We start from the raw sequence: 20,783 nt of genomic DNA, 5'->3' as shown, positions 1-20,783 counted from the left end.
TTGAACCGGCGCGTGGGAACATTTCTTGTGGTCTGTCACCGTAGTTCTGAATGGACAGTTCTGTTTCGACGGTCCGGACGTCGTCAAGCTCGACAAACGTGCTACCGTAAGGAAAATCCGTGCTCGCGCGCCGTGGCGCAAACGAGCCGGCGCCGGATCGGTTACGGCGATTCGTGATGTCGATCAGTTGAGTTTGCTCACCATGGGTTTTTCGGTTCATCGTGTTTCTCGGCGCCGTTTTGGTGGATCCCTGGAGCGTCCCATTCCTCCTCGGAAGGAGCACACCATGAGAGTCCGGAAGACCGGCATCGCGACGATCATCGCGATCCTCGTGACCGCGATGGTCGCCCTCTTCACCGGCGCGGGCCCGGCATCCGCCGCCCCGGCCCCGGCAGCCCCGGCGATCCCGGCGCTGTCCACACCGATCACCGGCGCGTTCACCGACGCATCGGGCGGCACCGGCACCGCGGCCGGCACGTTCACCCCGACGGACTTCGTCGCGGACGGCACCACCCTGCTGGCCAACGGCGTCGCCGACGTGACCCTGACTGATTCGGCGGGTCAGCAGGTCGGCACCGAGTCCCGCGCGGTGACCGTGCCGGTCACCGTCGCGGCGGCGTCCTGCCAGATCCTCGACCTGGTGCTCGGGCCGCTCGACCTCGACCTGCTCGGCCTGGTCGTCCACCTCGACCGCGTCCACCTGAACATCACGGCCGAGTCCGGCCCCGGCAACCTGCTCGGCAACCTGCTGTGCGCGATCGCCGGCCTGCTCGACCCGGGCCCGCTGACCGACCTGCAGGGGCTCGTGAACCTGCTGAACCAGATCCTCGCCCTGCTTCGCGGCTGACCGTAGCCCTCGCGATTGACGGATCGGCTCACCGCTGGGTGGGCCGATCCGTCGCGGTGTCTGGCTGACCACAAAGGACGATGCGGGTTTGGCTGGCCGGCCCGCGGCAGCCTGCGCTGCCGTGCCGACAGGTCGCTCTGCGCTTCGCAGCGGAAAGCACCGGCTCACCCGGCTCCGGCAGTGGTTGGTCGGACCTGGTATCACCGGATGGCTGGAACCCTGCCGAGAAGGTCAGCGCCGAGGTTCATGCGGCGATGGGTGTGCCGCCGGCTTGTCTGGACAGTCGGGGCTTTGCTGCGAAGATCGGCGCCGTGAGTGCTGAGACTCATGCGGCTTTGGCTGATTCGCTGGCTTGTCTGGACGGCCGGGGCTTGGCTGCGGAGGTCGGCACCGTGAGCGCCGAGGCTCATGCGACATTGGGTGGCTCGCCGGCCTGTCTGGACAGCCGGGCCCGTCGACGCACCGAAGGTGGTGGCGCGCCTACCCAGGCACCTGTCAGCGGGCGGGCGGGATGAAAGTGTGCCCGGCTACGCCCGGCACGCTGGATCTTCCGATGCACATCTTTCGGCCACGACCGGAGCCGGAGACCGGCTCATTCGGCCGATCATCGCCGAGCGGGCTGGTGGTTGACAGGCGGATCGGCTGTTGCCGTTTCGGCGGTTGCCCGAGAGCGCGGGTGTAGGCCCGCAGCCGGTGGCTGCGGGCCTTCCCGTGTTCGGTTGTTCACGCCGCGAACGGCAGTGGTTGGTGGAGGTTGTTGCGCCTGGGTTTTCGGCGTTTGTCCAGGAACACCGGTGGCAGGAACTCGGGCAACCCGTCGGCCGCTATGCGGACTTGCCAGCCCGAGCGATGCAAGAGCCGATGATGGTGCGCGCACATCAGGACCAGGTTGCCCAGCTCGGTGGGGCCGCCGTCGGCCCAATGCCGGATGTGGTGTCCCTGACAGTGCCGGGGTGGGCGGTGGCAGCCGGGGAAGGCGCAGCCGCGGTCGCGTAGGTACAGCGCGTGGCGCAGTGGGGTGGAGATCAAGCGTCGCTGGTGACCCAGGTCGAGAGGTTCGCTCTTAGTGCCCAGTACTGCGGGGATGAGCTTGCAGTCGCAGGCGTAAATCCGGGCTTCGGCCGCGGACATTGTCCCGAGGTCGCCGAGGATGGCCCGGCCGACACCAGACTTCAGGTCTTGCAGCGAGACCGCGACCATCACGTGGGCTCGTTCACCGGCCTGCATCGGCAACTCTGGCGAGTTCAACGCGAGGTCGATCGCGTCGGAGAAGGCATCACCGTAGCGTTCCTGCGGGGAGCGGAGGTCGGGGCCTTCGTCGGTGGTGCGGCGTTGCGCCAACGAGTCGAGCAGGGCGCTTGCCCGCGTGCCGGTCTCATCGTCGAACCGGCCCTGAAGTTCCCAGACTCCGGTTCTTTTGCGCCGCAACGACAGTTCACGACTCGGGGTGGCCGGTTCAGTCTCCTCGGGTGCGGCGCCGTCGGGGTCGAGGTGGGCCAGGATGCGTGTCCCGAGGGCGGCGACCTGCTTGTGTCCGGCCTCGGAGGCGAAGGTCAGCAGGTGCTGCTCGGCCTCGTCGCGGTGTTCGGGCGGGACTTGGGTCATGACGCCGACGATGGTGTCGATCATCGGAGTGCTCAACCGTCCGTCCAGCGCGGCGGCGCCGGCGGCGGGAGCGACGGCGGGGATCGGGGTGCCGTCGAGGGTGTGGCTGGATGTGAGGGCTCGGGCTCGTTTGACGACGGTCTCGGCGGCAGCTTTGGGGACATCGGCAAGGTGCTCGAAAAGCCGTGCGACAGAGCGGTATCCGAAGAGTTCCATGACACCGCGCGACTCGATTTCCGCCAGCAGTGAACCGATCTCAGCCTCGGCAGACCGAGCGACAGCGAGCAGGGTGGAGATGCGGTCGGCCAACGCCACCGCATCTGCTTTCCACACCGTTTCGCTGTCCACACACCAAGATTACCGGCACCCGAACGCACGTTCATCACACGAACAGGTGATCATTCAGGACGTCGGCAGGAGGCAACCACGCAGCGACGGACGATGACGTGTAGCCAAACCGCGCAGCCAGGCGGCATTCCAGCCATCACCATCGTCAGGCGCACCTCACGCGGGCGGACCTGCCGGGAAGAGCGGCCAGCGCGAACCCAAGCCAAGTCCGAGTGGCCGGCCGGACAATCACCAAAAACCCGCCGACCCGGAAACCTCGTCCCCGGCGTAACGGGCGACCGTCCGGTTGCGACTCACGCGTGTCCGGCGCGCGGGGAGGCTCTGTGAAGAAACGACTGGTGATCTGCTGCGACGGGACGTGGAACTCCCTGAAGCAGCCGGCTCGGACGAACGTCTCGAAGGTGTGGGACGCCGTGCCCGGCGAGGCCGCGGACGGCGTGCGCCAGCTGACCTGCTACCTCAAGGGGGTCGGCGCCGGACTGCCGTTGGTGGGGCACCTCGCCGGTGGGGCGTTCGGCTGGGGGCTGTCGGCCAACGTGCGCGATGCCTACAAGTTCGTCGTCGAGAACTACGCGCCCGGCGATGAGCTGTTCTTCTTCGGGTTCAGCCGCGGCGCCTACACCGCGCGCAGCACGGTCGGCCTCATCCGCAACTGCGGCATCCTGCGCGCCGAGCACGCCGGCCTGGTCGGCGAGGCGTACCGGCTCTACCGGAACCGGGACTCGGCGACCGGGCCGGACATGCCCGCGGCCGTCCGGTTCCGCGCGGAGCACGCCCACGCGGACGTGACGCCCGTCCGGTTCATCGGCGTCTGGGACACGGTCGGTGCGCTGGGCATCCCGCTGAGCGGCGGCCGGCTGCTCCACCTGGTCAACCGGCGCTGGCAGTTCCACGACATGACGCTCAGTTCGACCGTGCAGTCGGCCTTCCAGGCGCTGGCGGTGGACGAGCACCGCAAGTCCTACGTGCCGGCCGTCTGGCAGCCCTCGCCCAAACGCGCGGAGCGGAACCAGGAGCGGGAGCAGGTCTGGTTCTCCGGCGCGCATTCCGACGTCGGGGGCGGGTACCAGGAGCACGACTTGTCGGACATCGCCCTGCGGTGGCTGGCGAACCGGGCCGAGCGGTGCGGTCTCCACTTCGACCCGGGCGCCTTCGGCGACCTGGCCGACGCGAACGCGGAGGGGGAGTTGCACAAGTCCCTCAACGGGTTCTTCCGGCTCTTCGGCTCGGCCGACCGCCCGATCGGCACGGCGGACGGGCCGTCGGAGTCCCTGGCGTCCAGCGCGCGCGACCGGCACCAGGCCATGGCGTACTCGCCCGCGAACCTCGCGGCCTACCTCGAAGGCAGCCCGAAGATCACGACGGTGTGAGCCGTCAGAAGGCGTAGCGCACGCGCAGGTACGGCGCGTGGACGGCGATGAGGTCGAGGAGCTCGTCGAGCAACGCGCGCTTGTGCCCGGCCCGGTAGCGGACGTTGATGCCGCCGCCCTCGCTGCGTTTGGTCTCCTGGAGGTCGGGGCGCCACAGCACCTGCTCGGCCTTCGGGTGCCAGCCGAGGTTGACCTCGTGCAGCGCGCGGTTGTGCGTCAGCATGATGACCTCGGCGGCCAGCTGGGACTTCGTGGCCTCGCCGGTGGCGTCCCCGAGGTCCTTCAGCAGCTGGGTCCAGTCCTCCAGCCAGCCCGGGTAGACGACGACGGGGCTGAGGTTGACGTGCACCTCGTACCCCGCTTCGACGAAGTCGTCCAGGGCCCGGAGCCGGTCGGGGATCGGGCTGGTGCGCAGGTCCAGCAGCTTGGCCGCCCGCGCGGGCATCAGCGAGAACCGGACCCGCGTGCGGCCGCGCGGGGACAGGTCGAGCAGGCCGCGGTTCACGTACTTGGTCGCGAACGAGGCTTTCGCCGTGGGTTGCCCGGCGAACAGGTCGATCAGGTCCGCGACGTTGTCGCTGACGAGGGCGTCGACGGAGCAGTCCGAGTTCTCGCCGATGTCGTAGACCCACGCCTCGGGATCACACTGGTTGGGCTCCGGCTTGACGCCCTGCCGGCCGATGTGGCGGGACAGGTAGCCGATGATCCGCTCGATGTTCGCGCCATCGCGCAGCCGTTCGACGTGGACGGTGCGATGAAGTCGGCCGAACGTCCGTTGGGGCGCGCGGTCAGCGACTTCTTGACCCCCAGGACGAGAGCTTCGCGTTTGATGCGGACCCAGCGCCGGACGTTGGTCTCGTCGCCGTGCAGCTCGGGGATCTGCCAGTGGCTGTCGATCTCGACCCGGGTCGCGTCGGGGAAACGGGCCAGCACCTGACGGCCTCGCGGCAGCTCGGCGGCGGCGGGTTCGACGTAGATGCGTGAGGGCGCGAGCAGCCTTTCCCGCTCGGCTTCCACGCTCACGCCGTCCACTTCAAGATTCTACCCGCACGGACGCCGCGGCTCCGGCCAGCGCGGCGAGGAGGGCGGTGGTGGCTGGCGGGTCGGGTGGTTCGCCGTAGGTCGCCGCGTAGATGTGCTGGCGCGATCCGGGCAGCTCGGTCGCCTCGATGCCCTCGGCGCGGTGGGCGCGCAGGGCCAGCCCGGGGCTGGTCGTCACGCCCAGCCCGGCGACGACCAGCGCCTGCATGACGACCATGTCGTCGGAGGTGTAGCCGATCCGGGGCTCGAACCCCGCCGCGGCGCACAGCGACAGCAGGTGGACGCGGCAGCGGTCGCAGCCGGCGATCCAGGTGGCGTCGCGCAGGCTGGACAGCGTCTGCCCGGGGCTGGTGGACAGCAGGTACAGCGGATCGTCGAGCAGGGGGTGCAGGCGGACGTCCGGCGGTTCGGGCTCGGTGTCGTCGTAGCGGAAGATGATCGCGACGTCGATCTTGCCGGTGCGCAGCAGTTCCAGCGCTTCGGGTGGTTCCGTGTCGGTGAGGCCGATCCGCAGCCCGGGGTGCTCCGCCGTCAGCGTGGCCACCGCCCGCGGGATGAGCGAGCCGATCACCGACGAGAAGCTGGCCACGCGCACCCGGCCGGCGCTCAGCCCGACGTGGGCGGACAGCTCGGCGTCGGCGGCGTCGATCCGCCCCAGGATTTCGGCGGCACGGGAGGCCAGCAGCTGCCCGGCCGGCGTGAGCCGGACCCCGCGCCCGGCCCGCTGCAGCAGCTGCGCGCCGGTCTCGGCCTCGAGCCGGGCGAGGTGGTGGCTGACCGTGGGCTGCGTGTAGTGCAGTTCCTTCGCCGCCGCGGTGACCGAGCCGGACCGCGCGAGCGCGTCGATGACGCGGAGTCTGGTGACGTCCAGCATGCATCGACTCTATCTATGAAACGGCATGAACATTGACATTGGACGGATGAGTCGATCCATTGCAGGCTCAGTGGCACCGAACAAGGAGCGGAAACCATGACACTCGTCCGAGTCCACAGCTTCGCCATTTCCCTCGACGGTTACGGCACCGGCGAGGGGCAGTCCGCCGACGCCCACTTCGGGCACGCCGGGGACCGGCTGCACGAATGGATGTTCACCACCCGGTGGTGGCAGACCGGCGGCAGCGGCGGCGTCGACGACGCCTTCATCCGGCAGCACGACCCGGGGATCGGCGCCGAGATCATGGGCGCCGGCAAGTTCGGCCACCCCGGGTGGCACGAGGACCCGGAGTGGAAAGGCGCGTGGGGCGCCAATCCGCCGTTCCACACGCCGGTCTTCGTCCTCACCCACCACACGCGGCCGCCGATCGAAATGGAGGGGGGCACGACGTTCCACTTCCTCGACGCGTCCCCCGCCGAGGCACTCGACGTGGCCCGCGAAGCCGCGCAGGGCAAGGACATCCGTCTCGGCGGCGGTCCCACGACGATCCGCGAGTTCCTCGCCGCCGGGCTGGTCGACCACCTGCACGTCGTGGTCGTGCCGATCCTGCTCGGCCGGGGCGTGCGGCTGTGGGACGGGCTGGAGGGGCTCGAGAAGGACTTCCAGGTCGAGGCGACGTCGTCCCCGAGCGGCGTCACGCACGTGACCTTCACCCGCACCGCCGCCTGAGCCGGGATCGGCTCAGCGGGCGGAGGCCAGCAGCGGCACGAGGGCGTCGGGGCGGTCCACCGGGATGATGTGGCCACAGTCGTCGAGCACGTGGGACTCGAGCACGTCGGCCACCGGGCGCAGCTGGCGCGCGAGGGTGTCGCCCAACGGGGTGGGCGCCGATCGCCACCGTGGGCACGGTGAGCCGGCCGGTCGCGACGGCCTCCGCGATCTGCCGTGCGCTCTCGGGCATGGCCCGGTAGTGGGCGAACGCGCACCGCAGCGCGTCGCGGCCGGTGTAGGCGGCGACGAAGTGGTCCCGGAGCTCGGGCGGCATGCCTCCTCGGGTGGCGGCGTCGAGGAACCAGCCGATGTACTCGGCCTCGTGCCCGGTCAGGACCGTCTCGGCGAGGCCCGGGACGGCGTGGAACCCGAACCACCACGGCGGCCCGCCGGCGAGGAAGTCCTCCGCGCCGGGGAGGCGGCCGAGCAGGGACTCCATGAGGACGAGCCGGTGGACCCGCTCGGGCCGGCGCCGGGCGAGGAGGAACGCGGGCGGGGTGCCCGCGTCGATGCCGGCGACCGTCGCCGCCGGTTCGCCGAGGGCGTCGAGGAGGGCTTCGGCGTCGGCGGCGAGGGTGCCGGCGTCGTACCCGCCGTCGGCGCGGGTGGTCCCGCCGAGGCCACGCAGGTCAGGGGCGATGACGCGGTGGTGCGGGGTCAGGTGCGGGAGGACCGCGCTCCAGACGCGCCAGGTGTGCGGGAACCCGTGCAGGAGCAGGAGCGCGGGTCCTTCGCCGCCGATGGCGACGTTGACGTCGATGCCGTTCGCGGTGATCCGGTGTTCGCGCACACTGCCTCCTGGACGGTTACCATTGGTTAGTGGCTAACGGTAGGTAACGACCGTGGCCCGGCCAAGACGGCACTTTCCCGACAGGTGGTGAGCTCCAGGTGACCCCCTCGCCGAAGGGCGCGCGCGGCGACCTCTTCGACCCCGCGTGCCCGACCCGCCGGCTGCTCGATCGGATCGGCACGAAGTGGACGTCGATGGCGGTGAAGGTGCTGGCCGACGCCGGGCCGGCCGAGGTGCGGTTCGCGGAGCTGCAACGGCGGATGCCGGGGGTGTCGCAGAAGATGTTGTCCGTGACGCTGCAGAGCCTCACGCGCGACGGCCTGGTGGCGCGCCGGGTCGAGCCGACGGTGCCGCCGAAGGTCCACTACCGCCTCACCGACCTGGGGCGTTCGCTCGAGGTGCCGCTCGCTGCCCTGCGCACCTGGGCCGAGGAGCACATGCCGGCGATCGACCGGGCCCACGCCGCCCGGGAGTGAAACCCGGGGGGCATCGATCATGCCGGCGAGCAGTGGTGTGCCAGGCTGGGGGAGACCGCCGCCGAAGGGAACCCCATGCACCGGCTCACCGTCCTCTACCCGCCGCCCGCCGACGAGGCCCACTTCCGGGACTACTACGTCAGCACCCACCTCCCACTGGCGGCGAAGCTGCCCGGGCTGGTGCGGTCGCAGTACTCGTTCGACGTGGCCTCGCTCGCGGGGAAGCAGAAGTACTTCGCCGTCTTCCACGCGGACTTCGAGTCGGCGGAGGCGATGGCGTCGGCGCTGGGCTCCGAGGCGGGCAAGGCCGTGGCCGCGGACGTGCCGAACTACGCCAGTGGCGGCGTGGAGATGATCCACTACCCGCTCAGCTGAGTCCGGCGGGATGACCGCCGGCGTCGCCAACCGCTGATCAACGGCTGGCGGAGTCCACTGTGGACGCCGTAGCGCCGGCGGCTTCGGGCCTGCGGGCCGGGGATGCGGCCACAGCCGCGGAGGCGACGGCCGACGGCGAGGTCGGCGAGCTGCCGAGCCTCGACGCCTTCGCCCGCCGAGTCAGCTCCGGATGCCGGCGCCGATGCCGTCGAGGAGGAAGCCGAGGCCGGTCCGGAAGGTCTGGTCGGCGTCCAGGTGGGCGGCGTCGCGGATGACCGTCTCCAGCGCGGGGAACCGGCCGGTCTCGAACATCCGCACCAGGTAGGGTCCGTAGGCCTCCTGCCACTGCCGCTGGTCCATTCCGGAGGCTCGCTCGGCGCGCCGCTCGGCGATCTCGCGGCGCACCGTGCCGATCACGTACGCGTCGACCGCGCTGACCACCGGCATGACCAGGTCCAGATCCACGCCACCCAGTGCCGCCAGCACGGCCTCGCCCCTGGCCAGCGCGTTCGGTCCGAGCTGGGGCCGCCCGCCGATGAGGTCGGCGAGCCACTCGTGCCGGTGCGCGGCGCGCCGGGTCAGTTCGGCGACGGAGGTCAGGGCCTCCCGCCAGTCGTCGCCGGCCGGCCGGATCTCGGCGTAGACCGCGTCGACCATCAGGTCGAGCAGCTCGTCCTTGGTGGCGATGTAGCCGTACAGCCGCATCGGCCCGACGTCCAAGGCCGCGGCGACCTTGCGCAGCGACACCGCTTCCAGGCCGCTCGCGTCGGCCAGCCCGATCGCCGTCCGGACGATCCGCTCCCTGCTCAGCGGGGCCGGCACCGGTCGATCCGGCGGCTCCGGCCGTTCCCACACCACCATGCCGGTGACAATACATCGCATCTTTCGATACAGTGTATTTGCCAATACAGTGTATCGAAGGGTCGCCATGAAGATCGCCATCATCGGAGCCGGGCCGGGCGGCCTGGCTCTCGCCCGGGTGCTGCACGTGAAGGGCATCGACGCCGTCGTGTACGAGCGGGAGTCCGCACCTGACGCGCGCGGCCAGGGCGGCATGCTCGACATCCACTCGGGGCAGCGGGCGCTGCGCGAGGCCGGCCTGCTCGAGGGATTCCACGCGATCGCCCGCGGGGAAGGCCAGGACATGCGCCTGCTCGAGCCGGACGGCACCCTGCTGCTGCAGGAGGACACGCCCGACGACGCCCCGCTCGACCGGCCCGAGGTCGACCGCGCCGATCTGCGCGACCTGCTGCTGGACTCCCTCCCCGAAGACGTGGTGCGCTGGGGGCACGCGTTCGAATCCGCAGGCGACGGCCAGGTGCACTTCGCCGATGGCAGCAGCGCGGAGTACGACCTGCTGGTCGGCGCGGACGGCGCGCAGTCCCGGGTCCGCGCGCTGGTCACCGACGCCCGCCCGGTGCACATCGGCCAGAACGCCGTCGAGGTCGGCATTCCCGACATCGACCGCACGCACCCCGATCTCGCGGCGATGGTCGGGCGCGGCAACTACTGGGTGCTCGGCGACGGGAAGTCCCTTGCGGCGCAGCGCAACGGCGACGGCCGCGTCCGCATCGGTCTCAGCTTCTACCACACCGGCGAGGACTGGATCGCCACCAGCGGGATCCCGTTCGACGACCCGGCCGCCGCCCGGGCGCGGCTGATCGAGCTGCTCCCCGGCTGGCACCCGCGGATCACCGCGCTGATCGCGGCCTGCGACGACACGGTCGTGGCGCGGCCGTTCTTCACCCTTCCGGTCGGGCTGACCTGGCCGTCGAGGCCGGACGTCACGGTGCTCGGCGACGCCGCGCACCTGATGCCGGCGGTGGGCGAGGGCGCCAACATGGCCCTGCTCGACGGCGCCCTGCTCGGTCTCGCGCTGGCCGCGCACCCGGACGACTTCCCCGCCGCCGTCGCGGAGTACGAAAGCGAAATGTTCGAACGCACCGCCGCGGTCGCCCGGAAGTCCGCGGACATGAAGGAACTGCTGATGTCGCCGGACGCCGCCCGGAGGCTGCTCGCGTTCTTCCAGCCGGGCTGAGCTGCCGGCAGGGGGCACCCCTATTCGCGGTCCTCATTCTTACGTCGCCGTGACGGATTCGGCTGTGCTGCTGGTAAAACCGGAAGGACGGCCTACGGTTCGGGTGGGCCGGCCCGGCTGTGGAAGGAAAGTCAGATGACCAGCGGCAACGTCTTGCGGCTCGACGTGAACGGCCAGGACGTGCACGGAGAAGGCCGGCTCCTGCGTGCCGAGGGCTCGGCCGGACTCGTGGAGCTTCCCGGCGGTGTCCCGGCGTGGGCGGTCGCGGACGCGGCCACCCTGCGCAAGCTCCTCACCGACCCCCGCGTGTCGAAGGATCCCCGGGCGCACTGGACCGCCTGGCGCGAAGGGCGGATCGGCGAAGACTGGCCCCTGCTGATCTGGGTGTCGGTCCGCAACATGTTCACCACCTACGGCGCGGACCACCGGAGGCTGCGGGCGTTGGTGTCCAAGGCTTTCACCGTGCGCCAGGTGGAGGCCATGCGGCCGGACATCGACCAGATCACCGCCGAGCTGCTCGACCGGCTCGAGCGCTCGGGCGCGGACGGAAAGCCGGTCGACCTGCGCGAGGAGTTCGCCTACCTGCTGCCGGTCGAAGTGATCTGCCGGCTCTTCGGCGTGCCTGCCGACCGCCGGTCCGCGATGCGCTCGGTCGTGGACACCATCTTCGACACCACCGTCACCGCCGAACAGGCGCAGGCGAACGCGCTCGAGCTGTACGAGCTCATGCGCGGCCTGGTCGCCGACAAGACCGCGAACCCCGGCGACGACCTCACGAGCGCCCTGATCACCGCGCGGGCCGAAGACGCCACCCGGCTCGACGCGGACGAGCTGGTCGACACCCTTATCCTCATGCTCACCGCGGGCCACGAAACCACCGTCAACCTGCTCGACCACGCGATCACCGCGCTGCTGACCCATCCCGCGCAGCTCGCCGGCGTCCTGCGCGGGGACCACACGTGGGCCGCGGTCATCGAGGAAACGCTGCGCTGGCAGGCACCTGTCCCGTACTTGCCGTTGCGGTACGCGGTCGAGGACATCGCCCTGGACGACGGCACGATCATCGGCAAGGGGGAAGCGATCCTCGCGGCCTACGCGGGGGCAGGCCGCGACCCGGCCGAGCACGGCGCCACGGCCGACGAGTTCGACCTGTCCCGCGAAGACAAGCAGCACCTGGCTTTCGGGCACGGCGTGCACTTCTGCATGGGCGCACCGCTGGCCCGGCTCGAAGCCGCCATCGCGCTGCCCGCGCTCTTCGCCCGGTTCCCCGAGCTCCGGCTGGCCGTGGACCCGGCGGAGCTGACGACCGTCCCGTCCTTCCTGTCCAACGGCCACACCGCCATCCCGGCCCTGCTCGGCGTGGGGAAGAGCCGGTGACCTGACGACCCCGCCCGCGCCGATCATGCGCCGCGGGTCGTCCGTGTACGGTGGGCGAGCGGCGGTTCGGCCGCCCGGTTTTCCGTGGAGGAGGCGCCACCCGTGGTTCCGCCACCGCGACCTCCCACGGCTTCCGGCTCCTTTGAAGTGATCACGACCACCGAAGCGACGATCGTCGCGGCAGCGGGTGAGCTCGATGTTTCCGTCCTCGACGACCTCGTGGCGCTGCTGGACCGTGAAGTCCGGCGGCGACCGCCCGCGCTGGTGGTCGACGCCTCGGCCGTGACGTTCTGCGCGGCGCGGGTGCTGACGGTCCTGGTGGACACCACGGCCGACGCCGTCCTGCACCGGGTGCCGTTCGCGGTCGCCGGTCGCAACCGGGCCCTGCTGCGGCCGATCGGCCTGCTCGGGCTGGACCTGGTCCTCCCGGTGCACCGGGACGCCGGCGAGGCGCTGGCCTGGCTGGCGGCGGTCCCCCTTCTCACCGACCACCAGGCCTGAGTTTCCCGATCTCCCAGCCGGGTACGCCGATGCGGAAGCGCTTTCGACGACGGATGGAGTGTCCGGTGGCCATCGCGACGGTGAACCCGGCGACGGGAGAGCGGGTCCGGGAGTTCGACCCGCTCACCCCCGACCGGATCGAGGAGAAGGTCAGGCTGGCGGCGGAAGCGTTCGCCGGCTACCGGAAGACGTCGTTCGCCGAACGAGCCGGGCTGCTGCGCCGGGCCGCGGACATCCTCGAGGACGAAGCCGGCGAGCTGGGCCGCCTCGCGACGCTCGAGATGGGGAAGACCCACGCCTCGGCGATCGCCGAAGTCAAGAAGTCCGCCGCCGGGTGCCGGTGGTACGCCGACCGCGGGGCGGACATGCTCGCCGACGAGCCGTGGCCGGTCCGGGGCGCGCGCGTCTTCACCCGCTACGAGCCGCTCGGACCGGTTCTGGCCGTCATGCCGTGGAACTTCCCGTACTGGCAGGTCTTCCGGTTCGCCGCGCCGGCGCTGATGGCCGGCAACACCGGCCTGCTCAAGCACGCGTCCAACGTCCCGCAGGTGGCCTTGGCGATCGAGGACGTCCTGCGCCGCGCCGGCTTCCCCGAAGGTGTGTTCCAGACCCTGCTCGTGCCGTCGTCGGCGATCGAAGACCTGATCGGCGACGAACGGATCCGCGCGGTGACGCTGACCGGCAGCGAACCCGCCGGCCGCGAGGTCGGCGCGGCCGCCGGACGGAACGTCAAGACGAGCGTGCTGGAGCTCGGCGGCAGCGACGCGTTCATCGTCATGCCCTCGGCCGATCTCGGCAAGGCGGTCGACGCCGGCGTGAGCTCCCGGACGCTCAACAACGGCCAGTCCTGCATCAACGCCAAGCGGTTCATCGTCCACGCCGACGTCGCCGAGGAGTTCACGCGCCGGCTCACCGAGCGGATGGCGGCGCTGACCGTCGGCGACCCGATGCAGGACGACACCGACCTCGGCCCGCTGTCCTCACCCGACGCCGTCGAGACGCTCCACAAGCAGGTGAGCGACACCGTCGAGGCCGGTGCCCGGCTGCTGACCGGCGGCAAGCCCCTCGACGGTCCCGGCAGCTATTACCCGCCGACCGTGCTGACCGACATCCCCGACGGGTCGCCCGGCCAGCACGAAGAGTTCTTCGGGCCGGTGGCGCTGGTCTGGCGCGCCGCGGACCTCGACGACGCGATCCGCCTCGCCAACGACTCCCCGTTCGGGCTCGGCGGCAGCGCGTGGACCACCGACCCGGCCGAGCAGGAACGGTTCGTGACCGAGGTCGAGACCGGGATGATGTACATCAACGAGTTCACCCAGTCCACGCCCGAGGTGCCCTTCGGGGGCACGAAGAACTCCGGCTACGGCCGCGAGCTAGCGACGTTCGGCCAGCGCAGCTTCGTCAACGCCAAGACGGTCTGGATCTCCTGAGCGGGCGCCCTTTCAGGCCTCGCGCCGGAAGGCCAGGAGGGCGATGTCGTCCTGGGCGTCGCGGCCGAACTCGTCGAGGAGCTTGTCGCACAGCGCTTCGAGATCGGCGTCGTGCGCGACGGCCGCGGCGAGGGCGGCCATCCCGGCGTCGAGGTCCGTGTCGGAGCGCTCGATGAGCCCGTCGGTGATCAGGAGCGCGAGGGTGCCGACCGGCAGGTCGATCTTCGTCGACGCGGGGCGGGGCAGCCCGACGCCCAGCAGTGGTCCGCGGATTTCCAGGTAGCGCGTTCCGGTGGCGTCGGCCAGCAGCGGCGGGATGTGGCCGGCGCAGGCCACCTCCGTCGACCCGGTCGCGGGGTCCAGGAGCATGAGGCACGCGGTCGTGAGGCCGTCGGGGTGGAACCGGCTCACCACGGCGTCGAGGCGGTCGAGGATCTCCACCAGGCCATGCCCTTCGACGGCGTAGGCGCGCAGCGCGTGCCGCACCTCGCCCATCACCAGGGCGGCCTGGAGCGAGTGGCCCGAGACGTCGCCCACCGCGATGAGCAGGCGCCCGTCGAGCTCGGTCACCTCGTAGAAGTCGCCGCCGATCTCGGTGTGGCTGGACGCCGGGAGGTAGCGGGCCGCCATCGGCAGCTCCCGGCTGCTCGGGAGCCGGCGCGGCAGGAGGCTCCGCTGCAGCGCGACGGCCAGGTCGCGCTCCCGCGACAGGGTGCGCAGGGCATCGGCGGCCAAAGCGCTCACCTGACCGAGCTGGATCAGGACGTCCCGGTCCTGGTCGGTGGCCGCCACCGCGTCGTCGACCGCGACGCACACGACGTCGGCGCCGGGGCGCGCCCGGGCCAGCAGGATCGTGGAACTGCGCCCGGGGCGCCACGCGAGTTCGTGCCCGGCGCTGACGGCGGTGCGCAGGTGGGGTTGCAGCAGCGACGCGGTCAGGTTGTCGAGCACGGCCGGCTCGGTGCCGGTGGACTCCCGGTGGTCGTCGGCGGCGCTGGCGGTGCGCACCGAGCCCTGCTGCGTCGTCGCCAGCGCGGTCGCCGGGGCCGCGAAGATCGCCGCCGCGCCCGCGGCGACCGCGGCGAGGAAGCCGTCGAACGTCGTCGCGGAGTTGATGGCGAGCGTCGCTTCGGTCAGCTTCGTGAGCCGGCGGGCCAGCAGTTCGGCCAAGGCGCGGGCGCGGTGGTAGCGCAGCGCGGATTCGACCACCGCGACCAGCTCGGCCGGGTCCACCGGTTCGACGAGGTAGCCGTCGGCGCCGCGGTTGAGCCCGTGGGTCCGGTCGTCGAGCTCGATGGCGGTGGCGGACATGTGGATCACCGGGATGGCCGAGGTCGCCGGGTCCGCCTTGATCCGCTCGCAGACCTCGATCCCGCTGATGTCGGGCAGGTTGACGTCGAGCAGGACGAGGTCCGGCCGGTGCTCGGCGACCGCTTCGAGGCCGGCACCGCCGGTGGCGGCCTCGACGACGCGGTAGCCGTGGCGGCGCAGCCGGCTGCCGGCCAGGTAGCGGCTGGCTTCCATGTCGTCGACGATCAGGATGGTCGCGGCCGGGTCCGGCATTTCACGTCCTCCGCACTACTGCGAACGCTTCTCCGACCGCGAGCCTGACGGTTTCGGCGGAGATCTGCGACTTGAGGAGCAGGGCCGCGCGCAGCCCGGCCGCGGTGAGGTCGAGCCCGCCGGGGACGGCCGAGGTGACCACGACGACGGGCAGGTCGCACAGCTCCGGTTTCGCGCGGAGCACGCCGAGGACCTCCCGGCCGTTCATGCCGGCCATGGCCAGGTCGAGGAAGACCACGTCCGGGCGGAACCCGGACAGCGTTTCCAGCGCTTCCCGGCCGTCGCCGGCCACCCGGACCTCGGGGGAGAGCTCGGCGATCCGGCGGGTGAACTCGTCGCGGAACACCGGGTCGTCGTCGACGACGAGCACGCTGCCGAGCGCGGTGATGTCGCCGCCGTGCGGCCGGGCGGGCAGCCGCAGCTCCGCGGTGGTGCCCCGGCCGACCTCGCTGGTCAGGTCCAGTTCGCCGCCGAGGATCTCGGCCAGCTTCCGGGCGTAGGACAGGCCCAGCCCGGTGCCGGAGGTCTTCGTCTGCAGCTTGTTCCGGACCTGGTGGAACTCTTCGAAGACGCGGTCGAGCTGTTCGGCCGGGATGCCGATGCCGGTGTCGGCGACGGTGAAGCGGATGTGCTCGTCGTCCGCGGTCACGGCCACTCGCACCGAGCCGCGTTCGGTGAACTTGATGGCGTTGGAGAGCAGGTTGCGGAGAATGCGCACGAGCATGGTCTCGTCGGTGACGAGCGTGCCGGCGTCGGTGTCGTCGATGTGGAGGTCGACGCCGGCCGGCAAGGTCGACCGCAGGACGCCCTGCAGGTGCAGGAGCACGGCGCGGACGTCGATCGGGGCCGGCTGGGGGACCAGCCGGCCGGATTCGGCCTTGGCGGTGTCGAGCAGCTCGTTGACGAGCGCGAGCAGGGTTTCCCCGGAGTCGTTGATCAGCCGGACCTGGCGTTGCTGGTCGTCGGAGAGCGGGGAAGATCCCCCGGCGCCGAGCATGCGGGCGAGGCCGACGATCGAGTTCACCGGCGAGCGGAGCTCGTGGCTGATGTTCGACCAGAAGCGCGTCTTGGCTTCGTCGACCGCCGCCAGCTGTGTCGTCTTCTCGTTGATCTCGGCGTAGAGCGCCACCACACCGCGGTTGGTCTCTTCGAGCTCTTCGGAGAGTTCCTTGTACAGCGCGACGACGCCCTGGTTGGTCTCTTCGAGCTCCTCGTTGAGCCGCAGCAGCTCCTGCCGCTTGCTTTCGAGGTCGTCGAGCGCGGTGAGCAGCTCCTGGTTCTGGGCGCGCAGCTCGTCGAGCGGGCCGGCGGCTCTGCCTCGGGCGAGCCGTTCACGCAGGGTTTCGAGAGAAATTATCACGGGCGCTGAACCTGCCGTCGTGCCCTTCGTCATGGTCATGGTGCCGCGACCGGCCTCGTGGGTGGTGGTGACCTCGTCCATCAGCCGGACCACAGTGTCGCGGCTGACGTCGAGGATGTCGCCGGCGGGCGGCCCCTGCCAGGTGATCTCGATCGCCAGCCGGCGGGCCGACGTCGAGGTCAGCGCGAAGCTGACCGTCGCCTCGGTGCCGCTGCGCACGAGGTCGCGGCCGACGTCGCTGAGCGCGGTGGCCACGCGGACCTGGTCCTGCGGGTCGAGGCCGATCGCCTGGGCCGCTTCCCGGCCGTACTGCCGCATCGCGAAGACGCCGGATTCGGCGGACAGGGTCATCCGCAGGAGCTCGTTCGCGCGGCGCCCGGTCGTCATGGCCGCGGCTTGCCGACGAGGACGCTCGCGTCGTCGTTGCGGACGCCGGCGTCGCGCAGCAGGGCGGCGGCGATCACGAGCGGGGTGCTGCGGAACAGGGCGTTCCCCTGCGCGGGGCGCCACTTCTCGGTGAGCCCGTCACTGTGCAGCACGACGGCGGCGCCGGCGGGCAGCTCGTGGTCGAAGGCGCGGATCGTCCGGGCCTGGTAGCCCGCGATCCCGGGCACCGAGATCATGCCCTGCTTCCGGTCGTCCAAGACGACGGAGGCAGCGATGTTGCCCAGGCCGGCGAAGCGGACCCGCCCTTCGGCCGGTGCCAGGTCGGCGACGGCGACGGCACCGCCCCGGCTGCTTCGCAGCGCGGTGTGGATCGCGGCGATCACCTGTTCCGGCGGTTCTCCGGCCGGTCGCTCGCAGAAAACCCGGACGGCTTCCCGCGCCGCGCTGACCGCCAGCGGGCCGTGCCCGGAGCCGTCGCACATCATCAGCCGCAGGCGTCCGTCCACGCGCATCACGGCGTAGGCGTCACCGCAGACCTCTTCGCCGGTGATCGGCCGGGTCATCCCGGCGGCGTCGGCGTCGGGCAGGTTCGCGTCCGCCGGCTGGAACCGGGCGGTGACGACCGTGCCGCGGCCCGGCTCGGAGAACACCGTCACCGCGTCGGAGAGCCGGTGCACCGCGCCGAGCCCGACCCCGAGGGTGCCCGTGGTGGAGTGGCCGTCCTCGATCGCCGCGGCCGGATCGCCGATGCCGGGGCCGCGGTCAGTGGCGACGACCTCCACCGCGGCGTGGGTGGTCGCGCGGATCGAGCGGACCAGGAGCGTGCCCTGCCGCGCGTGGCGGTCCAGGTTGGTGGCCAGCTCCGTGACGACGATGCCGAGCTCGGCGGTCCGCTTCTCCGTGAACCCCAGCCGGTCGGCCAGGCCGGTGGCGATCCGGCGCGCCCGGCCGGCGGCCGTGGGATCGTCGACGGCCACCCAGGCGACGTCCTCGGTCACCGGCAGGCAGTCCGCGACGGTCACCGCGACCACTTGACCACGGTCACTTCGGTGCCCCGGCCCACCTCGGTGTCCAGGGCGAACTCGTCCACGAGCCGGCGGGCCCCGCTCAGGCCGAGGCCGAGGCCCTTGCCGCTGCTCCAGCCGTCGGCCAGCGCGAGGTCGGTGTCGGGGATGCCGGGACCGTCGTCGTGGAAGACGGCCTTGACGCCGGTGCGGCGGCCGTCGCCGACGACCTCGATGCGGGCGAGGCCGCCGAGGCCGTAGACGAGGGTGTTGCGGGCGAGCTCGCTGGTCGCAGTGACGAGCTTGGTCTGGTCGACGAGCGAGAGCTTGATCTGCAGGGCGAGGGACCGGACGGCCTGGCGGACGCGGACGACGTCGGAGTCCGTGACGATGGGGATCTCCGCCACCACGCCGGCAGAGGTCATCTCCGGGCCGCCCGGAGACCGCTCAGGATCTCCATGCCCTTGTCCAGGTTCAGCGCCGTCCGGACGCCGCCGAGCGTCAGGCCGAGCTCGACGAGCGTGATCGCGACGGCCGGCCGCATGCCGACCACCACGGTGTCGGCGTCGAACAGCCGCGACAGCGACGCGATCGTCGCGAACATCCGGCCGATGAAGGAGTCGACGATCTCCACCGCGGAGATGTCGATCACCACCCCGGACGCGCCGGTCGAGCTGATCTGCTCCGCGAGGTCTTCCTGCAGCGTGAGGACGCTCTGGTCTTCCAGGTCGATCTGGATCGAGACCAGCAGGACGTCGCCGATCTTGAGAATCGGGATCCGCTCCATCAGGCGGGCCTCCGCTCGCCTCGCACGACTTCCACGCCTTCGAAGCGGAGGGCGTGGCGCAGGGCGTCGGCGAGCGTCGCCTTGGTCGTGATGTCGCCGAACTCGATCCCGAGCGCGACGATCGTCTGGGCGATCTGGGGGCGGATGCCCGAGATGGTGCATTCGGCGCCCATCAGCCGCGCCGCGACGACGGTCTTGAGCAGGTGCTGCGCGACCTGCGTGTCGACGGCGAGGACGCCGGTGATGTCGATGATCGCGTGCTGGGAGCTCGTCTCGACCAGGCTCTCGAGCAGCTTCTCCATCACGACCTGGGTGCGCGCGGAGTCCAGGGTGCCGACCAGGGGCACGGCGATGACGCCTTCCCACAGCTTGACGACCGGCGTGGTCAGCTCGAGCAGCTGCTCGGACTGCTCCCGGATGATCTCTTCACGCGCGGCCGCGTACGTCTCGAAGGTCCAAAGCCCCAGCCCGTCGAGCAGTCCGGAGAAGGTCATGAGCCGGCGGAACACCGCCGGGTCTTCGTTGCCTTCGGTGAGTTCGAAGACGGCCTGCTTCAGCGCGAAGACGCTGGACGCGGTTTCGGCGGGGCTGAAGCCCTGCCGCGCCCGGTTGCGGGAGAGGTCGGCCAGGAACGCCCGGAGCTCGCGGTGCTGGTCACCGTCGAGACCGGCGGCGGACCCGTCCGCGACCGGGAGCAGGGTGCTGAACAGCTCGCCCAGGTCGCGCTGCAGCTCCGTGGTCGTGATGCGCCCGCGGAGGCCGTCGCCGGCCAGGTCGGCCCAGCGTGCGATCAGGCCGTCGCGGTGTTCGCGCAGCAAATCCGACAGCTGCCCCTGACCTGAAGTCATCCAGAGCCCTCCTCGTCTTCGCGGTACGTTCGCGAACTTTAGCCTGGCGGCCCGCCGGCCCCGGGTTCCCGGTCCGCGCGGGCCGATCCCCTGCGCGGCGGAGTGACCCGGCCCGTACGCTGGGCGATGTCGGCGCGTGTGCAGCGGAAAGGGGCCGAAGCAGTGGACGAGGGCGACCCGGTCGTCCTGCGCATCTCCCACCGGCGGGCCGGCGCGGCCCACGTGGTCGAGGTCGCCGGGGAGATCGATGCGGGCACGGCTCCCGAGCTCCGCCGTGAGCTCGCCCAGGAAAGCGTGGACACCACGGCGGCCGAGCTCGTCGTGGTCGACCTGAGCGCGGTCCGGTTCATCGACTCCGCGGGGTTGACCATCCTCGCCGGGCTCCACCGCCGCAGCCGCGAACGCGGCGTGAGCGTCAAGGTCGTCACCGACCAGTACGCCGTCAAGCGCGCGCTGAACATCACCGGGCTCGACGAGCTCATCCCCGTGGTCGCCGACCTGGCCGACGCTTTGCCGGCCGAATGACCGCCCCCTCCGGCGACTCGGCGCTGTTCGACCTCCACGGCACGGGCTCGGCCGACCTCGCCGCCGTCCGCCGTTGGGCGGCCCGGCACCTGAGCGACCTGGGCGAGCCGCACCGCGAAGACGTGCTGCTGGTGCTGAACGAGATGGTCCAGAACGCGTACGAGCACGCGGGCGGCGCGCGCCGGCTCCGGCTGACGCGCCACGAGGACCCGTGCGAGGTGACGATCGGGGTGGAGGACGACTCCCTGACCCCACCCCGCCTCCGAGCATCCGCGGGGACCGGCTTCGGCGGGCGTGGCCTGTACCTGGTCGACCGGCTGGCGACGGCTTGGGGCTCCCGTGACGACCTTCCGGTGGCCGGCAAGACGGTGTGGGCCAAGGTTTCCTGCACCCTGGCCCACCAGGAACCGTGCCGCTGACGGCACGGCCGCTGAGTGGATCCTTTGTGGACAGTCTGTTTCGGACC

Annotated in this window: 23 protein-coding genes; 11 read left to right on the top strand and 12 right to left on the bottom strand. The window is 71.3% G+C overall.

The features are described 5' to 3' along the window. Positions 1–286 precede the first annotated feature (286 nt). A complete protein-coding gene (locus AB0M59_RS26035) occupies positions 287–847 on the top strand; it encodes a hypothetical protein (RefSeq protein WP_364619540.1) in 561 nt (186 codons plus the stop codon). A 723-nt stretch (positions 848–1,570) separates the two neighbouring features. Here the strand turns inward: AB0M59_RS26035 and AB0M59_RS26030 are convergent. Beyond that, positions 1,571–2,800 (bottom strand): DUF222 domain-containing protein, encoded by a 1,230-nt coding sequence (locus AB0M59_RS26030; RefSeq protein WP_364619538.1) that lies wholly within the window; start codon positions 2,798–2,800, stop codon positions 1,571–1,573. Positions 2,801–3,123: 323 nt separating this feature from the next. On the opposite strand from AB0M59_RS26030, the gene AB0M59_RS26025 reads away from it, so the two are divergent. Further along, positions 3,124–4,170, top strand: coding sequence for a DUF2235 domain-containing protein (locus AB0M59_RS26025; protein ID WP_364619537.1), 1,047 nt, complete (start codon positions 3,124–3,126; stop codon positions 4,168–4,170). A gap of 4 nt (positions 4,171–4,174) precedes the next feature. On the opposite strand, the gene AB0M59_RS26020 is transcribed toward AB0M59_RS26025, so the two are convergent. From AB0M59_RS26020 to AB0M59_RS26010, 3 genes are read right to left on the bottom strand one after another with little or no spacing between them, the layout of a single operon-like run. Then, complete coding sequence (locus AB0M59_RS26020; RefSeq protein ID WP_364619849.1) at positions 4,175–4,789, bottom strand: spore photoproduct lyase family protein; 615 nt, start codon at positions 4,787–4,789, stop codon at positions 4,175–4,177. Then, positions 4,729–5,202, bottom strand: a complete 474-nt coding sequence (locus AB0M59_RS26015; RefSeq protein WP_364619535.1) for a spore photoproduct lyase family protein — start codon at positions 5,200–5,202, stop codon at positions 4,729–4,731. Before AB0M59_RS26015 ends, AB0M59_RS26020 begins: the two co-directional genes overlap by 61 nt. 1 nt (position 5,203) lies before the next feature. Then, on the bottom strand, positions 5,204–6,085 hold the full coding sequence (locus AB0M59_RS26010; protein ID WP_364619533.1) for a LysR family transcriptional regulator: 882 nt from the start codon (positions 6,083–6,085) through the stop codon (positions 5,204–5,206). 96 nt (positions 6,086–6,181) lie between these two features. Here AB0M59_RS26010 and AB0M59_RS26005 point away from each other — a divergent pair, with 96 nt between their 5' ends. Next, positions 6,182–6,814 (top strand): dihydrofolate reductase family protein, encoded by a 633-nt coding sequence (locus tag AB0M59_RS26005; protein WP_364619531.1) that lies wholly within the window; start codon positions 6,182–6,184, stop codon positions 6,812–6,814. Here AB0M59_RS26005 and AB0M59_RS26000 read toward each other — a convergent pair. Continuing rightward, on the bottom strand, positions 6,795–7,646 hold the full coding sequence (locus AB0M59_RS26000) for an alpha/beta fold hydrolase (RefSeq protein ID WP_364619529.1): 852 nt from the start codon (positions 7,644–7,646) through the stop codon (positions 6,795–6,797). The genes AB0M59_RS26005 and AB0M59_RS26000 overlap by 20 nt on opposite strands. Before the next feature lie 98 nt (positions 7,647–7,744). Here AB0M59_RS26000 and AB0M59_RS25995 point away from each other — a divergent pair, with 98 nt between their 5' ends. Beyond that, positions 7,745–8,122, top strand: a complete 378-nt coding sequence (locus tag AB0M59_RS25995) for a helix-turn-helix domain-containing protein (RefSeq protein WP_364619527.1) — start codon at positions 7,745–7,747, stop codon at positions 8,120–8,122. A 75-nt stretch (positions 8,123–8,197) separates the two neighbouring features. Beyond that, on the top strand, positions 8,198–8,497 hold the full coding sequence (locus tag AB0M59_RS25990) for an EthD family reductase (protein ID WP_364619524.1): 300 nt from the start codon (positions 8,198–8,200) through the stop codon (positions 8,495–8,497). A 180-nt stretch (positions 8,498–8,677) separates the two neighbouring features. On the opposite strand, the gene AB0M59_RS25985 is transcribed toward AB0M59_RS25990, so the two are convergent. Then, the gene (locus AB0M59_RS25985) at positions 8,678–9,358 is read right to left on the bottom strand and encodes a TetR/AcrR family transcriptional regulator C-terminal domain-containing protein (RefSeq protein ID WP_364619522.1); all 681 of its coding nucleotides are present in this window, start codon (positions 9,356–9,358) and stop codon (positions 8,678–8,680) included. A gap of 67 nt (positions 9,359–9,425) precedes the next feature. Between AB0M59_RS25985 and AB0M59_RS25980 the strand changes: the two genes are divergently transcribed. The 4 genes from AB0M59_RS25980 to AB0M59_RS25965 all read left to right on the top strand — a co-directional run bounded on the left by AB0M59_RS25980 (position 9,426) and on the right by AB0M59_RS25965 (position 13,843). Next, positions 9,426–10,535: an FAD-dependent monooxygenase gene (locus AB0M59_RS25980; protein WP_364619520.1), complete on the top strand. Its 1,110-nt coding sequence runs from the start codon at positions 9,426–9,428 to the stop codon at positions 10,533–10,535. A gap of 135 nt (positions 10,536–10,670) precedes the next feature. After that, complete coding sequence (locus AB0M59_RS25975; RefSeq protein ID WP_364619518.1) at positions 10,671–11,912, top strand: cytochrome P450; 1,242 nt, start codon at positions 10,671–10,673, stop codon at positions 11,910–11,912. 147 nt (positions 11,913–12,059) lie between these two features. After that, positions 12,060–12,413: an STAS domain-containing protein gene (locus AB0M59_RS25970; RefSeq protein WP_364619516.1), complete on the top strand. Its 354-nt coding sequence runs from the start codon at positions 12,060–12,062 to the stop codon at positions 12,411–12,413. Between the two features lie 65 nt (positions 12,414–12,478). After that, positions 12,479–13,843, top strand: a complete 1,365-nt coding sequence (locus AB0M59_RS25965) for an NAD-dependent succinate-semialdehyde dehydrogenase (protein ID WP_364619514.1) — start codon at positions 12,479–12,481, stop codon at positions 13,841–13,843. A 12-nt stretch (positions 13,844–13,855) separates the two neighbouring features. Here the strand turns inward: AB0M59_RS25965 and AB0M59_RS25960 are convergent, their stop codons facing one another. The 6 genes from AB0M59_RS25960 to AB0M59_RS25935 are packed head-to-tail and all read right to left on the bottom strand — an operon-like array spanning position 13,856 to position 19,792. Next, complete coding sequence (locus AB0M59_RS25960) at positions 13,856–15,406, bottom strand: fused response regulator/phosphatase (RefSeq protein WP_364619511.1); 1,551 nt, start codon at positions 15,404–15,406, stop codon at positions 13,856–13,858. Between the two features lies 1 nt (position 15,407). After that, positions 15,408–17,153 (bottom strand): ATP-binding protein, encoded by a 1,746-nt coding sequence (locus AB0M59_RS25955; protein WP_364619508.1) that lies wholly within the window; start codon positions 17,151–17,153, stop codon positions 15,408–15,410. Beyond that, positions 17,150–18,184 (bottom strand): ATP-binding SpoIIE family protein phosphatase, encoded by a 1,035-nt coding sequence (locus AB0M59_RS25950; protein ID WP_364619505.1) that lies wholly within the window; start codon positions 18,182–18,184, stop codon positions 17,150–17,152. The genes AB0M59_RS25955 and AB0M59_RS25950 overlap by 4 nt, the downstream gene beginning before the upstream one ends. Further along, positions 18,172–18,582: an ATP-binding protein gene (locus AB0M59_RS25945; protein ID WP_364619504.1), complete on the bottom strand. Its 411-nt coding sequence runs from the start codon at positions 18,580–18,582 to the stop codon at positions 18,172–18,174. Before AB0M59_RS25945 ends, AB0M59_RS25950 begins: the two co-directional genes overlap by 13 nt. Next, positions 18,579–18,944, bottom strand: coding sequence for an STAS domain-containing protein (locus AB0M59_RS25940; RefSeq protein ID WP_364619501.1), 366 nt, complete (start codon positions 18,942–18,944; stop codon positions 18,579–18,581). Before AB0M59_RS25940 ends, AB0M59_RS25945 begins: the two co-directional genes overlap by 4 nt. Next, positions 18,944–19,792 carry an STAS domain-containing protein gene (locus AB0M59_RS25935; RefSeq protein WP_364619499.1) on the bottom strand — a complete coding sequence of 283 codons (849 nt, stop codon included), beginning with the start codon at positions 19,790–19,792 and terminating at the stop codon, positions 18,944–18,946. Before AB0M59_RS25935 ends, AB0M59_RS25940 begins: the two co-directional genes overlap by 1 nt. 162 nt (positions 19,793–19,954) lie before the next feature. Here AB0M59_RS25935 and AB0M59_RS25930 point away from each other — a divergent pair, with 162 nt between their 5' ends. After that, complete coding sequence (locus tag AB0M59_RS25930) at positions 19,955–20,317, top strand: STAS domain-containing protein (RefSeq protein WP_364619496.1); 363 nt, start codon at positions 19,955–19,957, stop codon at positions 20,315–20,317. Next, entirely contained in the window at positions 20,314–20,736 is a 423-nt protein-coding gene (locus tag AB0M59_RS25925) for an ATP-binding protein (RefSeq protein ID WP_364619493.1), read from the top strand. The genes AB0M59_RS25930 and AB0M59_RS25925 overlap by 4 nt, the downstream gene beginning before the upstream one ends. Positions 20,737–20,783: the final 47 nt, after the last annotated feature.

The organism is Amycolatopsis sp. NPDC051371 (genome assembly GCF_040682155.1).
In the GTDB taxonomy this organism is placed as follows: domain Bacteria; phylum Actinomycetota; class Actinomycetes; order Mycobacteriales; family Pseudonocardiaceae; genus Amycolatopsis.
The sequence above is the reverse complement of the archived record's forward strand: the minus strand, read 5'-3'. Positions and strand labels throughout refer to the sequence as shown.